The sequence below is a fragment of the Pseudomonas sp. UBA6315 genome (assembly GCF_002438125.1).
Lineage (GTDB): Bacteria > Pseudomonadota > Gammaproteobacteria > Pseudomonadales > Pseudomonadaceae > Aquipseudomonas > Aquipseudomonas faucium.
The window spans coordinates 1-13,728 of record NZ_DJTF01000084.1 but is presented as its reverse complement, the minus strand read 5'-3'; the positions used below and the strand labels follow the sequence as shown (position 1 = coordinate 13,728).

Genomic DNA, 13,728 nt, shown 5'->3' with positions numbered 1-13,728 from the left:
GCCAGTGGGTCAGTGGCCATGCGCTGCTGTGGCTGATGGCGGCGGGCGCGGCGGGGTTGGTGTTGCTGACCCGCCGGCAGGGCGCTTTCGAGCCGGCTTCGGCGTGAGGCCATTTGGGGCTGCTGCGCAGCCCATCGCCGGCAAGCCGGCTCCTACAAAGAAAGATAGGAGCACCTACAGCTCTGTGGGAGTCGGCTTGCCAGCGGCTATAGCATCTTCTCCAGGCCAACTGCCTTGCTGATCCAGGCATTGAAGCGCCGCCAGAGCCCGCCCGGCTCCGACGTCAGCAGGTGGCGTTGGCCATTGTCCTCGGTCGCCCACACCAGCTTGTCATTCACCAACCTGACCTGATAACTCAGCGCCGGCGCCATGCCCTGCATGGCCAGCTCGCGGGTGTACTCGGCCAGCTCCGGGCTGTCCACCAGCACCCCCACTTCGGTGTTCCACAGCACCGACCTGGGGTCGAAATTGAACGAGCCGATGAAGGTCTTGCGCCGGTCGAAGACGATCGCTTTGCTGTGCAGGCTGGAGTCCGAGCTGCCATGGAAATTCAGGCGCCCGGCGCTGGGGTCGCCCGGTTGGCGACGCAGTTCGAACAGCTGCACGCCGTGTTCCAGAAGCGCCCGCCGGTAAGGTGCATAGCCACCATGCACGGCAGGCACGTCGGTGGCTTCCAGCGAGTTGGTCAACAGCTTCACCGAGGTGCCGGCGTCGGCGCGGCCGGTGAGGTAAAGCAGCCCCGTCTCGCCCGGCACGAAGTAGGCCGACACCAGGATCAGCTCGCTGTGCACCGCCGCCAGGTCCGGCGCCAGTTGCTGGCTCATGAGCAACTGCGGGTCGGGCTCGTCGTCTGCCAGGACCTTGCTCGGTGCGTCCCACAGCGCCTGGCTGTGCGCCCAGATCAGCTCGTTGCGCCACACATCCAGGCGCGGCTGCGATTGGTAGGCCATCAGCCGGTCATACAGCGCCTTGCGCCGCACCCGCGCCTCGGCCAGCGACACTTCCAGGCGCTGGCGGCTGGCCCGCAGGTCGTCCGCGTCCGGCTGGCGCCAGAGGAAGTCGCCGATCGGCCGGCTCAGGGCGCTGTTCCAGTACTGGTCGAAACCGTGGCCAAGCTGCTCGGCCACCGGGCCCACGCCCAGCAGGTCGATGTCGGTGAAATTGAGGTTGGGCTCGGCGTCGAAATACTCATCGCCCAGGTTGCGCCCGCCGACGATGGCCATGCTGTTGTCGACCAAAAACAGCTTGTTGTGCATGCGTCGGTGCTGGCGCGAGAGGTTGAACAGGCGCCCCACGGCCCGTGTGGCACCTGTGCTGCGCCCCAGGTGCAGCGGGTTGAAGACGCGGATCTGGATGTTCGGGTGGGCGTCCAGGGTGCCCATGATGGTGTCCAGGCCATCGCTGGTGGTGTCGTCGAGCAGGATGCGCACGCGCACCCCGCGGTCGGCGGCGCGCAGCAGCTCGTGGACCAGCGCCCGGGTACTCAGGCCATCGTGGACGATGTAGTACTGCAAATCGATGCTCGCCTGGGCATGGCGGATCAGCTCGGCGCGGGCGCGGAACGCCTCGTTGCTGTTGGGCAGCAGGCGAAAGCCCGAGCGCCCGGCATAGGGCGCGGCCTGGCGCAGCACCGAGCGGCCGAAGGCCGAATCGCTGGCCGGCAGGGCCTGGCTGGTGTCCCGGGGCAGGTCGACGCTGGCGCAGCCGGCGAGGGCGAGCAGCATCAGCAGAGGCAGGGCTCGCTGGAGTATCAAGGGTGGATCGTCCTGTACAGCAAAGGCCTAAGGGGTTGGACCGTGGCGGGCGGCGCAAAGTTACGCCGGGTTACGCGCTTGATCCAGTAGACGAAGGGCGGTTTCACCCACCTTGCGCACGGCGGCTTCGATTTGCGCGCTCGGCCGCGCGGCGAAGTTCATGCGCAGGCAGTGGCGAAACTTGCCCGAGGCCGAAAAGATGCTGCCAACCGCAATCTGCACGCCCTGCTCCAGTAAAGCCCGGTTCAGCCGAAGCGTGTCGAAATCTTCGGGCAATTCCACCCACAGCATGAAACCGCCCTGGGGCCGGCTGACGCGGGTGCCGGGCGGGAAGTAACGGGTCACCCAGTCGCTCATCAGGTCGCGGCCCCGCTGGTACTGGCTGCGCATGCGCCGCACATGGGGCTGGTAGTGGCCGCCGGCGATGAAGTCGGCGATCGCCAGTTGCGGCTGGCAGGCGGTGCTGCCGGTGCTGATGTACTTCATGTGCAGCACCCGCTCCAGGTAGCGGCCAGGCGCTACCCAGCCGATGCGCAGGCCGGGGGCGAGGGTCTTGGAGAACGAGCTGCACAGCAGCACCCGGCCGTCTTCGTCGAACGACTTGAGGGTGCGCGGGCGCGGGTAGGTGTAGGCCAGGTCGCCATACACATCGTCTTCCAGGATCGCCACGTCATAGCGCTGGGCCAGGCTCAGCAGGGCCTTCTTGCGGGCCTCGGGCATGATGTAGCCGAGCGGGTTGTTGCAGCTCGGGGTGACCTGGATGAGCTTGATCGGCCACTGCTCCAGCGCCAGTTCCAAAGCCTCCAGGCTGATGCCGGTGAGCGGGTCGGTGGGGATCTCCAGGGCCTTCATGCCCAGGCCCTTGAGGGTCTGCATGGCGCCGTGGAAGCTGGGCGAATCCACCGCAACGATGTCACCCGGCTGGCAGACCGCGCGGATGCTGCACGACAGCGCTTCGTGGCAGCCGGTGGTCACCACCAGGTCGTTCGGGCCCAGGCGGCAGCCGGAGTCGAGCATCAGGCGGGCGACTTGCTCGCGCAGGGCCAGGTTGCCGTGGATGTTGTCGTAGTACAGCCCCGGCATGTCCTGGCGGCGGCTCAGCTGGGCAAGGCTGCGCAGCAGCGGCTTGAGGGTCGGGCTGTCGACATCGGGCATGCCGCGGCCGAGCTGTATCACATCCTGGCGCGGGGTGCTGCGTACCAGCTCCAGCACCTGTTCCCACTGGGAAATATCCACCGGGCGCTGGGCCGGCCGGCTGACGGCGGGCAGGGCAGGGAGCTGGCGGTGGTCGCTGACGAAGTAGCCGGACTTGGGGCGCGGCGACACCATGCCGCTGTCCTCGAGCATGCGGTAGGCCTGCTGCACGGTACTCAGGCTGACCCCATGCTCCACGCTCAATGCCCGCACCGAAGGCAGGCGCTGGCCGGGGCGGTAGAGGCCCTGTTCGATGCGTGCGCCGAGCAGCTCGGCGAGGTTCAGGTAGAGGGTCACGGCATACTCCGCGGCAAGTTGTAGGAAACGACCAGTACAGTTGCGCAGAAATTACAGCATTCAGCTGATTATTCGCCAATTCTGTATGGGAATAATAAGCCGCGTTTGGATCTGTATTGCCAAGGTTGCCTGCGGGCATGCTTAGCCCACGGTATCAACTGAGTGGGAGGATGCAGCAATGGCTGGCATGAGCGATGTGCGCGTGCAACTGATGGCCCGGGAATTGGAGGATGAGCAGCGGACCAAGGTCTTCAATGCGCCGGCAGGCCTGGGCCGTTGGGGCTTGATGCTGCATCGCTGGCACACCCGCCGGGCCTTGCTGGAGCTGGACAACGAGCAGCTGCGCGATATTGGCCTGAGCTGGGAGCAGGCCCGGGAAGAAGGGCGCAAACCCTTCTGGAAGCCTTGATTCGGGCTGTGTGATGCCTGTGGGCGTTAGGCCAGCTCCTTCAGCCGATGCCAGAGCATCCCCAGCGCCAGCAGCGGCGAACGCAGGTGCTTGCCGCCAGGGAAGGTCATGTGCGGCACCTTGGCGAACACGTCGAAGCGCCCGCTCTGCTGGCCGCTGATCGCCTCGCCCAGCAGGCGAGCGGCCAGGTGGGTGGCGTTGAGCCCGTGGCCCGAGTAGGCCTGGGCGTAATACACGTTCGGCTGGCTGGCCAGGCGGCCGACCTGCGGCAGGCGGTTGGCGCCGATGCCGATCATGCCGCCCCATTGGTAGTCGATGCGCACGTCGGCCAGCTGCGGGAACACCTTGAGCATCTTCGGCCGCATGTAGGCGGCGATGTCCCGCGGGTCGCGGCCGGAATAGTGGCAGGCACCGCCGAACAGCAAGCGGTGGTCGGCGGACAGGCGATAGTAGTCCAGCGCCACGCGCTGGTCGCACACCGCCATGTTTTGCGGCAGCAACTGGCGGGCGCGTTGCTCGCCGAGCGGCTCGGTGGCGATGATGTAGCTGCCGGCGGGCAGCACCTTGCCGCCCAGCTCGCGGTTGAGGTCGTTGTGGTAGGCGTTGCAGCACAGCACCAGGGTCTTGGCGCGCACCAGGCCCTGGGCGGTGTGCACCTTTACCTGCGGGCCATAGTCGATGCGGGTGACTTCGGATTGCTCGAACAGCCGTGCGCCAAGCCGGCTGGCAACGGCCGCTTCGCCAAGCGCCAGGTTCAGGGGGTGCAGGTGCCCGGAGCCCATGTCGATCAGGCCACCGACATAGCGCTCGGAGCCGACCACGCTGTGGATATCGCCCGGTTGCACCAGCCGCAGTTCGTGGCGATAGCCCAGGCTGCGCAGTTCCTCGGCATCCTCGGCAAAGCCTTGCAGCTCGCCGGGCTTGTTGGCCAGGTCGCAATAGCCCCAGGTCAGGTCACAGGCAATGGCGTGGCGCTCGACCCGCTCGCGGACGATTTCCACGGCCTCCAGGCCCATCAGCTTCAGGCTGCGCACGCCTTCTTCACCCAGCACCGGCAGAAATTGCTCCAGGCCATGGCCGACACCGCGAATCAGCTGCCCGCCATTGCGCCCGCTGGCGCCCCAGCCGAGTTTGCGAGCTTCCAGCAGGATGACCGAAAGGCCGCGCTCGGCCAGTTCGATGGCGGTGTTCAGCCCCGAATAGCCACCGCCGACGATGCACACGTCGGCGCTGTGTTCACCCTGCAGGAAGGCATGATCGGGGTGTGGCGCGCTGCTGGCGGCGTAGTAGGAGGCGGCGTGCTGCGCGCTGTGGATCATTAGGCGGGTCCTGGGCATTTAGACGGAAGGGGAGGATAAGCCGGGGTTTTGTGGTGGGGCAACAGGCCTCATCGCTGGCAAGCCAGCTCCCACAGGACCATCACCTGCCCTGAGACCAGCGGGCTACTTGTGGGAGCCGGCTTGCCGGCGATTGGCCCTATAATTCACCCTCACCCTTCACTCTGTACCCCGCCATGTCCTGCAACCGCCACAAGATCCAGTTCCTGCGCGAACTCATCCCTTCATTCGAGTGCGAGCCCGGCTGCCATGACTGCTGCGGCCCGGTCACCACCTCGACGGAAGAAATGGCCCGCCTGCCGCGCAAGACCCAAGCCGAGCAGGACGCCGCGCTGGAGCGCCTGGATTGCGTGCACCTGGGCCCCAACGGCTGCACGGTCTATGAGGAGCGGCCGATGATCTGCCGCCTGTTCGGCACCACGCCGAGCATGGCCTGCCCCCGTGGGCGCGGCCCTGAACAGATGCTCGAGCCACAGGCCGAGCTGATCGTCCACCGGTTCATCGCCAGCACCCGCCAGGTGCTGGTCTAGGGTCAGTCCGGGATCGGCAGGCAGAGGCTCTCCTTTACCTCCTCCATCACGATGTAGCTCTTCGACTCGCGCACGTGCGGCAGCTTCAGCAGGATGTCGCCGAGCAGCTTGCGGTACGAGGCCATTTCCGAGATACGCGCCTTCACCAGGTAGTCGAAATCGCCCGATACCAGGTGGCATTCCAGTACATGGGGCAGCTTGAGCACCGCGCGGCGGAACTCCTCGAAGGTGTCCCCCGACTTGTAGTCCAGGCTGATTTCCACGAACACCAGCAGGCTGCCCTTCAGGTGCTGCGGATTGAGCCGGGCGTTGTAGCCCATGATGATGCCCTCGCGCTCCAGGCGGCGGACGCGCTCGGTGCAAGGGGTGGTGGAAAGCCCAACTTTCTCGCCCAGCTCGGTGAAGGAAATGCGCCCGTCATTCTGCAGAATCCGCAGAATGTTGCGGTCGATCTTGTCCAGTTCACGCTTGCTCTGGTGCTGGGTTCTCATAGGGGATGCCCCTCCGTGAAAGGCGTTTTTGCCAAGAATTCTCGCCAAATATAGGCTTTTATATAGTGAATTGCACTGGCTTCGAATTCATATACTGCGCGCATCCATGCCATATCAACAAAATTTTGCGGTAATCCGCGTGCGAGGGATAAACGATGCGAGTTCTGGTACTTGGTAGCGGTGTAATCGGAACCGCCAGTGCCTATTATCTGGCCAGGCAAGGTTTCGAAGTGACCGTGGTCGACCGCCAGCCGGCGGTGGCCATGGAAACCAGCTTCGCCAACGCAGGCCAGATCTCGCCCGGCTATGCCTCGCCCTGGGCTGCGCCAGGCGTACCGCTGAAGGCAATCAAGTGGCTGCTCGAGCGCCATGCGCCTTTGGCCATCAAGCTCACCGGCGACGTCGACCAGTACCTGTGGATGGCGCAGATGCTGCGCAACTGCACCGCCAGCCGTTACGCGGTGAACAAGGAGCGCATGGTGCGCCTGTCCGAGTACAGCCGCGACTGCCTCGACGAACTGCGCGCCGAAACCGGCATCGCCTACGAAAACCGCAGCCTGGGCACCACCCAGCTGTTCCGCACCCAGGCCCAGGTAGACGCCGCGGCCAAGGACATCGCCGTACTCGAGCAATCGGGCGTGCCCTACGAGCTGCTCGACCGCGACGGCATTGCCCGCGTCGAACCGGCCCTGGCCGGGGTGAAGGGTATCCTCGCCGGCGCCCTGCGCCTGCCCAACGACCAGACCGGCGACTGCCAGCTGTTCACCACCAAGCTTGCCGACATGGCCCTGAAGCTGGGCGTCGAGTTCCGCTTCGGCCAGGACATCCAGCGCCTGGACTTCGCCGGCGATCGCATCAATGGCGTGTGGATCGACGGCAAGCTGGAAACCGCCGACCGCTACGTGCTGGCCCTGGGCAGCTACTCGCCGCAGATGCTCAAGCCGTTGGGCATCAAGGCGCCGGTGTACCCGCTCAAGGGTTACTCGCTGACCGTGCCGATCACCAACGCCGACATGGCCCCGACCTCGACCATCCTCGATGAGACCTACAAGGTCGCCATCACCCGTTTCGACAACCGCATCCGGGTGGGCGGCATGGCGGAGATCGCCGGTTTTGACCTGTCGCTGAACCCGGCGCGGCGCGAAACGCTGGAGATGATCGTCAACGACCTTTATCCTCGCGGCGGCGACCTGAGCCAGGCCAGCTTCTGGACCGGCCTGCGCCCGGCCACCCCGGACGGTACGCCGATCGTGGGTGCCACCGCGTTCCGCAACCTGTTCCTCAACACCGGCCACGGTACGCTAGGTTGGACCATGGCCTGTGGTTCCGGTCGCCTGCTGGCCGACCTGATTGCGCGCAAGAAGCCGCAGATCAGTGCCGAAGGCCTGGACATTTCCCGTTACGGCAACAGCCCGGAAGTGGCCAAGCACGGCCAGACCGCGCCTGCTCACCAGCAGTAAGGCGGCTGCTCCGGCCTCATCGCCAGCAAGCCGGCTTCTGTAGGAGCCGGCTTGCCGGCGATGAACACCACATCGTTTTCAACCCGAACCACCATAAGGCTGCCGCCATGCGTCCCGCCCGTGCCCTGATCGACCTCCAGGCCCTGCGCCACAACTACCGCCTTGCCCGTGAACTGACCGGCGCCAAAGCCCTTGCCGTGATCAAGGCCGACGCCTACGGCCATGGCGCCGTGCGCTGCGCCCTGGCCCTGGAAACCGAGGCCGACGGCTTTGCCGTGGCCTGCATCGAAGAAGCCCTGGAACTGCGCGCGGCCGGCATCAAGGCGCCGGTGCTGCTGCTCGAAGGCTTTTTCGAAGCCAGCGAGCTGGCGCTGATCGCCGAGCATGACCTGTGGTGCGTGGTGCATTCGCTGTGGCAGCTGGAGGCCATCGAGAAAACCCAGGTGAGCAAGCCGCTGACCATCTGGCTCAAGCTCGACAGCGGCATGCACCGGGTGGGCCTGCACCCCAAGGATTATCACGACAGCTACCAGCGCCTGCTGGCCAGCGGCAAGGTCTCGCGCATCGTGCTGATGAGCCACTTCGCCCGCGCCGACGAGCTCGACGCCGATGCCACCGCCCAGCAGATCGCCGTGTTCGACGCCGCTCGCCAGGGCCTTGCCGCCGAGTGCAGCCTGCGCAACTCCCCGGGCGTGCTGGCCTGGCCACAGGCCCCGAGCGACTGGGTGCGCCCCGGCATCATGCTGTACGGCGCCACGCCCTTCGAGGTCGAGCAGGCCCAGGCCGAGCGCCTGCAGCCGGTGATGACCCTGCAATCGCGGGTGATCAGCGTGCGTGAACTGCCTGCCGGCGAGCCGGTGGGCTATGGCGCCAAGTTCATCAGCCCGCGCCCCACCCGCGTGGGCGTGGTCGCCATGGGCTATGCCGACGGCTACCCGCGCCAGGCACCCACCGGCACGCCGGTGATGGTTGCCGGCAAGCGCAGCCAGCTGATCGGCCGGGTGTCGATGGACATGCTCTGCATCGACCTCACCGATGTACCCGAAGCCACCATCGGCAGCCCGGTCGAGCTGTGGGGCAAGCAGGTGCTGGCCAGCGAAGTGGCCATGCATGCCGGGACCATTCCCTACCAGATCTTCTGCAACCTGAAACGCGTGCCGCTGGACTATTACGGCGAATAAGGCGCCGATGCGGACAGTGTGAGGGGCGGTGTGTTGTAAATACTGAACGGCATTGCCATGATATCGTTCACATCCACCCCCCATCACACCGTTTCAGGAGGCTCCAGCTTTGGACGTCGGCGAACGACTGCAAGCCATCCGCAAGCTCAAGGGCCTGTCCCAGCGTGAACTCGCCAAGCGTGCGGGTGTGACCAACAGCACCATCTCGATGATCGAGAAAAACAGCGTCAGCCCCTCGATCAGCTCACTGCGCAAGGTGCTCAGCGGCATTCCCATGTCCATGGTCGAGTTCTTTTCGGTCGAGCTGGAACCTGAAAGCCCCACCCAGATCGTCTACAAGGCCCACGAGCTGATCGACATCTCGGATGGCGCGGTGACCATGAAGCTGGTGGGCAAGTCGCACCCCAACCGGGCCATCGCGTTTCTGACCGAGGTGTACCCGCCGGGTGCCGACACTGGCGCAGAGATGCTCACCCACGATGGCGAGGAAACCGGCATCCTCCTCGAAGGCCGCCTGGAACTGGTGGTGGGCAACGAAATCTTCGTCCTCGAAGAAGGCGACAGCTACTACTTCGAAAGCACCCGCCCGCACCGCTTTCGCAACCCGTTCGACCAGCCTGCCCGGCTGATCAGCGCCGCCACGCCGTCGAATTTTTGATCCAGCGCAGTGCATTGCTGTTGCAATACCCCTTTCCCCAGTAGGGTCGTTTCACGGCTTCCAGGTTGCCGCTATACTTTTCAACGCTCGCATTACCGTGGCCGCGGGCGTGATTAGCCACCATGAGGGTGTACGCGTGAACCAAATCAAGAAGATGCTGGCCGTACCAGCAGCCGTATTCGCCCTTTGGGCACTGAGCGCAACCGCAGCGACCAACGATGAACTTGCCAAACGGCTGGAGCCGGTTGGCCAGGTGTGTGTCCAGGGCCAGGAGTGCAAGGGCATGGAAGTGGCCGCCGCGGCGAGCGGGGGTGGCGGCGCCAAGACGCCGGATGATGTCATCGCCAAGCATTGCAATGCCTGCCATGGCACGGGCCTTCTGGGCGCGCCGAAGATCGGCGACACCGCGGCGTGGAAAGAGCGTGCCGATCACCAGGGCGGCCTCGATGGCATCCTGGCCAAGGCCATTACCGGCATTAACGCCATGCCGCCGAAGGGCACCTGTGCGGACTGCTCGGATGATGACCTGAAAGGGGCGATCAAGAAGATGTCCGGGTTGTAAGCTGCCATCGAATTGCACGAGGCCCGCCTTTTTTGGCGGGCTTTGTTTTTGTGTTGTCTGTGCCGGCGATGAGGCCGGTTCAGGCAACGAATGAGCTCGGCCTCATGTCAAACGCCCTGACCCTACGCAAACTCAGGAGGCCAAGATGCATCTTTGCTCCATCGACAAGGCCGTCGAGCAAGTGCTGTCGCGCCTGCCAGCCCACATCCACATGGGCCTGCCCCTGGGCCTTGGCAAACCCAATGCCTTCGTCAATGCCTTGTACCAGCGCGTTCGCCAACTGCCCGAGCGCCGCCTGACCCTCTACACCGCCCTCAGCCTCGGCCGCCCGCCCCTGGGCGATGGCCTGCAGCGGCGCTTTCTCGAACCCTTCATCGAACGCGTGTTCGCCGACTACGAAGAGCTCGACTACCTCGCCGACCTGCGCAACGACAGCCTGCCGCCGAACATCCGCGTCGAGCAGTTCTTCATGCAGCCCGGCAGCCTGCTGCACAGCGACGCCGCGCAACAGGACTACGTCAGCAGCAACTACAGCCACGCAGCCCGCGACATCAACGCCAAGGGCCTGAACCTGGTCGCCCAGCTGGTGGCCGCAGCGCCGGACAAGCCCGTGCACCTGAGCCTGGCCTGCAACCCCGACATCACCCTCGACCTGCTGCCGATGATCGCCAAGCGCCGCGCCGCCGGCGAAACCATCCTCATGCTCGGCCAGGTCCACGCCGAGCTGCCGTACATGCCCGGTGACGCCGAGCTGCCGATCGATGCGTTCGACCTGCTGATCGATGAGGTGGAGCAGCGGCGCCTGTTCTCCACGCCGAACATGCCGGTCACCACCCAGGACCATTGCATCGGCCTGCATGCCAGCTCGCTGGTGCGCGATGGCGGCACCTTGCAGATCGGCATCGGCGCCATGGGCGATGCCGTCGCCGCCGCGCTGCTGGCGCGCCAGGGCGACAATGGCGGCTACCGGGCCTTGCTGGATGAGCTGGACGTGGGCCCGTGGCAGGCGCTGATCGATCGCGAAGGTGGCCTGGAACCCTTCGCCCAGGGCCTGTACGGCTGCAGCGAAATGTTCGTCAACGGCCTGCTGGCGCTGGCCGAGGCTGGCGTGGTGCGGCGCCCGGCAGACGAGCGTGGGGTGCTGGTGCATGGTGGCTTCTTCCTTGGCCCGCGGGCGTTCTACCAGCGGCTGCGGGAGATGCCGCTGGAGCAGCGCGAACGCTTCGCCATGACGCGCATCAGCTTCATCAACGAGCTGTACGGGCAGGAAGAGCTCAAGCGCCGCCAGCGCCGCGACGCACGCTTCATCAACACCGTGTTCACCATGACCCTGCTGGGCGCCGGGGTGGCGGACCAGCTCGAAGACGGCCGCGTGCTCAGCGGCGTCGGCGGCCAATACAACTTCGTCGCCCAGGGCCACGCCCTGGAAGGCGGGCGCTCGATACTGCTGCTGCGCAGCTGGCGCGAGGCGGGCGGCGAGGTGAGCTCCAACCTGCTCTGGGCCTACGGCCACTGCACCATCCCCCGGCACCTGCGCGATATCGTGGTGACCGAGTACGGCATCGCCGACCTGCGCGGGCAGACCGACAGCGAGGTGATTGCACGGTTGTTGGCGATCAGCGATTCACGGTTTCAGACAGAGCTGATCGAGCAAGCCAAGAAGGCTGGCAAGCTGGCCAGGGATTTCCAGTTGGATGCGCGGTTCACGGATAACACTCCAGAACGGCTGGAGGCCATACGGGCGCGGCATGCACGTCTGTTCCCGGAATATCCGCTGGGTACTGACTTCACGGCAGAAGAACGGGACCTGTTGCGGGCGCTGAACTGGCTGAAGAGCAAGTTCAAGCTCAGCGAGGTGCTGGAGTTGGGCAAGGCAGCGCTGGATGCACCGGGGCCTGAGGGGTATGTGGCGCACTTGGCGCGGATGCGGCTGGATGATCCGCAGGGGTTGAAGGAAGAGCTTTACCAGCGGTTGCTGCTGGCGGGGTTGGCGGCGACCCGGTGAGTGCCGGGGCTGCTGTGCAGCCCATCGCCGGCAAGCCGGCTCCCACAGGTGCAACACACAGTCCTGTGGGAGCCGGCTTGCCGGCGATGGGGCCGCAACGGGCTTACTCGATGAAGGTAACCACGCCACCTTCCAGCGACTTCACCCGAGCCAGCGATTCAACGCGGTAGCCCTGGCTGTCCAGCTCGGCACGGCCGCCCTGGAACGACTTCTCGATGACGATACCCAGGCCCGCCACGGTGGCGCCGGCCTGCTTGATGATCGAGATCAGTGCCTGCGACGCCTTGCCGTTGGCCAGGAAGTCGTCGATCACCAGGACGCGATCGCTGCTGTTGAGGTGGCGCGGCGAGATGGCCACGGTGTTCTCGGTCTGCTTGGTGAAGGAGTACACCGTGGCAGTCAGCAGGTTCTCGGTCAGGGTCAGCGACTGGTGCTTGCGCGCGAAGATCACCGGCACGCCCAGCTTCAGGCCGGTCATCACCGCCGGGGCGATGCCCGACGCTTCGATGGTGACGATCTTGGTCACGCCGGCATCGGCGAACAGGCGGGCGAACTCGTCACCGATCAGCTGCATCAGCGCAGGGTCGATCTGGTGGTTGAGAAACGCATCGACTTTGAGAACCTGATCGGAAAGCACGATGCCTTCTTCGCGAATCTTCTGCTGCAGTGCTTCCACTGTTGTTTCCTCGATGTAGCAAAGGTGGCCGCAAATAGCGGCAAAGTTAAAGAGTAATGGTTGATCAGCGTTTGAGCATTGCCCGGATATCGGCCAGGGCGTTGTTGCCGCGCGCGGCTTTCACTTCCACTGGCGCATCGTCCAGGCCTTCCCAGGCCAGGTCGTCCGGCGGCAGTTCGTCGAGGAACCGGCTGGGCGTGCAGTCGATGATTTCGCCGTACTGCTTGCGCTTGGCCGCGAAGGTGAAGGCCAGGGTCTGGCGCGCGCGGGTGATGCCCACGTAGGCCAGGCGGCGTTCCTCTTCGATGGTGTCGGCCTCGATGCTCGAGCGGTGGGGGAGGATTTCCTCCTCCATGCCCATGATGAACACGTAGGGGAATTCCAGGCCCTTGGAGGCATGCAGGGTCATCATCTGCACGCCTTCGGCGTTTTCTTCCTCTTCCTGCTGACGCTCGAGCATGTCACGCAACACCAGCTTGCCGATGGCGTCCTCGATGGTCATGTCACCCTCTTCATCCTTCTCGAGGGTGTTCTTCAGTGCTTCGACCAGGAACCAGACGTTGCTGATGCGAAACTCCGCCGCCTTGTCGCTGGCGGTCTGCTGGCGGATCCAGTTTTCGTAGTCGATGTCGCGGATCATCTCGTGCAGCGCGGCGATCGGGTCTTCCAGGGCAACCTTGTGGCGCACCCCGTCGAGCCAGTGCTTGAAGCGCTGCAGGCGCTCGGTGTAGCGGGCGTCCAGGTGTTCGCCCAGGCCCATTTCCTCGCTGGCGGCGTACATCGAGATGCCGCGCTCGGTGGCGTAGTTGCCGAGCTTTTCCAGGGTGGTCGAGCCGATTTCGCGGCGCGGCACGTTGATCACCCGCAGGTAGGCGTTGTCGTCATCGGGGTTCACCAGCAGGCGCAGGTAGGCCATGAGGTCCTTGACCTCCTGGCGGCCGAAGAAGCTGTTGCCGCCGGACAGGCGATAGGGCACCTGGTGGTGCTGCAGCTTCAGTTCGATCAGCTTGGCCTGGTAGTTGCCGCGGTAGAGGATGGCGAAGTCGCTGTACGGGCGGTTGGTGCGCAGGTGCAGGGTGAGGATTTCCATGGCCACGCGCTCGGCCTCGGCTTCCTCGTTCTTGCAGCGGATCACGCGGATCTCGTCGCCCACGCCCATCTCGCTCCACAGCTG

General features: G+C 65.2%; 13 protein-coding genes. 7 read left to right on the top strand and 6 right to left on the bottom strand.

Annotation, left to right across the window (positions count from 1 at the left end; all coding sequences use genetic code 11):
* Positions 1–206: 206 nt before the first annotated feature.
* Positions 207–1,754: a phospholipase D family protein gene (locus tag B3E94_RS11590; RefSeq protein WP_286913602.1), complete on the bottom strand. Its 1,548-nt coding sequence runs from the start codon at positions 1,752–1,754 to the stop codon at positions 207–209.
* A 60-nt stretch (positions 1,755–1,814) separates the two neighbouring features.
* The gene (locus B3E94_RS11585; RefSeq protein ID WP_236236879.1) at positions 1,815–3,245 is read right to left on the bottom strand and encodes a PLP-dependent aminotransferase family protein; all 1,431 of its coding nucleotides are present in this window, start codon (positions 3,243–3,245) and stop codon (positions 1,815–1,817) included.
* A gap of 178 nt (positions 3,246–3,423) precedes the next feature.
* On the opposite strand from B3E94_RS11585, the gene B3E94_RS11580 reads away from it, so the two are divergent.
* A complete protein-coding gene (locus B3E94_RS11580; protein WP_286913601.1) occupies positions 3,424–3,654 on the top strand; it encodes a DUF1127 domain-containing protein in 231 nt (76 codons plus the stop codon).
* Between the two features lie 26 nt (positions 3,655–3,680).
* On the opposite strand, the gene B3E94_RS11575 is transcribed toward B3E94_RS11580, so the two are convergent.
* Positions 3,681–4,973, bottom strand: a complete 1,293-nt coding sequence (locus B3E94_RS11575) for an NAD(P)/FAD-dependent oxidoreductase (RefSeq protein ID WP_286913600.1) — start codon at positions 4,971–4,973, stop codon at positions 3,681–3,683.
* 194 nt (positions 4,974–5,167) lie between these two features.
* Here B3E94_RS11575 and B3E94_RS11570 point away from each other — a divergent pair, with 194 nt between their 5' ends.
* Complete coding sequence (locus B3E94_RS11570) at positions 5,168–5,521, top strand: YkgJ family cysteine cluster protein (RefSeq protein WP_176511346.1); 354 nt, start codon at positions 5,168–5,170, stop codon at positions 5,519–5,521.
* A gap of 2 nt (positions 5,522–5,523) precedes the next feature.
* Here B3E94_RS11570 and dadR read toward each other — a convergent pair whose 3' ends face one another.
* Positions 5,524–6,012 carry a transcriptional regulator DadR gene (dadR, locus tag B3E94_RS11565; protein WP_003258963.1) on the bottom strand — a complete coding sequence of 163 codons (489 nt, stop codon included), beginning with the start codon at positions 6,010–6,012 and terminating at the stop codon, positions 5,524–5,526.
* 155 nt (positions 6,013–6,167) lie between these two features.
* On the opposite strand from dadR, the gene dadA reads away from it, so the two are divergent.
* The 5 genes from dadA (at position 6,168) to B3E94_RS11540 (ending at position 11,878) form a co-directional block, all read left to right on the top strand.
* Positions 6,168–7,472, top strand: a complete 1,305-nt coding sequence (dadA, locus tag B3E94_RS11560; RefSeq protein ID WP_176511347.1) for a D-amino acid dehydrogenase — start codon at positions 6,168–6,170, stop codon at positions 7,470–7,472.
* A 107-nt stretch (positions 7,473–7,579) separates the two neighbouring features.
* Complete coding sequence (alr, locus tag B3E94_RS11555; protein WP_286913599.1) at positions 7,580–8,653, top strand: alanine racemase; 1,074 nt, start codon at positions 7,580–7,582, stop codon at positions 8,651–8,653.
* A gap of 109 nt (positions 8,654–8,762) precedes the next feature.
* Positions 8,763–9,311 carry a cupin domain-containing protein gene (locus B3E94_RS11550; RefSeq protein WP_021785230.1) on the top strand — a complete coding sequence of 183 codons (549 nt, stop codon included), beginning with the start codon at positions 8,763–8,765 and terminating at the stop codon, positions 9,309–9,311.
* Positions 9,312–9,447: 136 nt separating this feature from the next.
* Positions 9,448–9,873 (top strand): c-type cytochrome, encoded by a 426-nt coding sequence (locus B3E94_RS11545; RefSeq protein ID WP_176511434.1) that lies wholly within the window; start codon positions 9,448–9,450, stop codon positions 9,871–9,873.
* A 145-nt stretch (positions 9,874–10,018) separates the two neighbouring features.
* Positions 10,019–11,878 (top strand): acetyl-CoA hydrolase/transferase C-terminal domain-containing protein, encoded by a 1,860-nt coding sequence (locus B3E94_RS11540; RefSeq protein ID WP_286913598.1) that lies wholly within the window; start codon positions 10,019–10,021, stop codon positions 11,876–11,878.
* Positions 11,879–11,981: 103 nt separating this feature from the next.
* On the opposite strand, the gene B3E94_RS11535 is transcribed toward B3E94_RS11540, so the two are convergent.
* Together B3E94_RS11535 and B3E94_RS11530 are read right to left on the bottom strand one after the other, a co-directional pair.
* Positions 11,982–12,554 carry a xanthine phosphoribosyltransferase gene (locus B3E94_RS11535; protein ID WP_008092892.1) on the bottom strand — a complete coding sequence of 191 codons (573 nt, stop codon included), beginning with the start codon at positions 12,552–12,554 and terminating at the stop codon, positions 11,982–11,984.
* 64 nt (positions 12,555–12,618) lie between these two features.
* Positions 12,619–13,728 (bottom strand): 3'-5' exonuclease (locus B3E94_RS11530; RefSeq protein WP_286913596.1); only part of this gene is annotated, 1,110 nt, incomplete at its 5' end.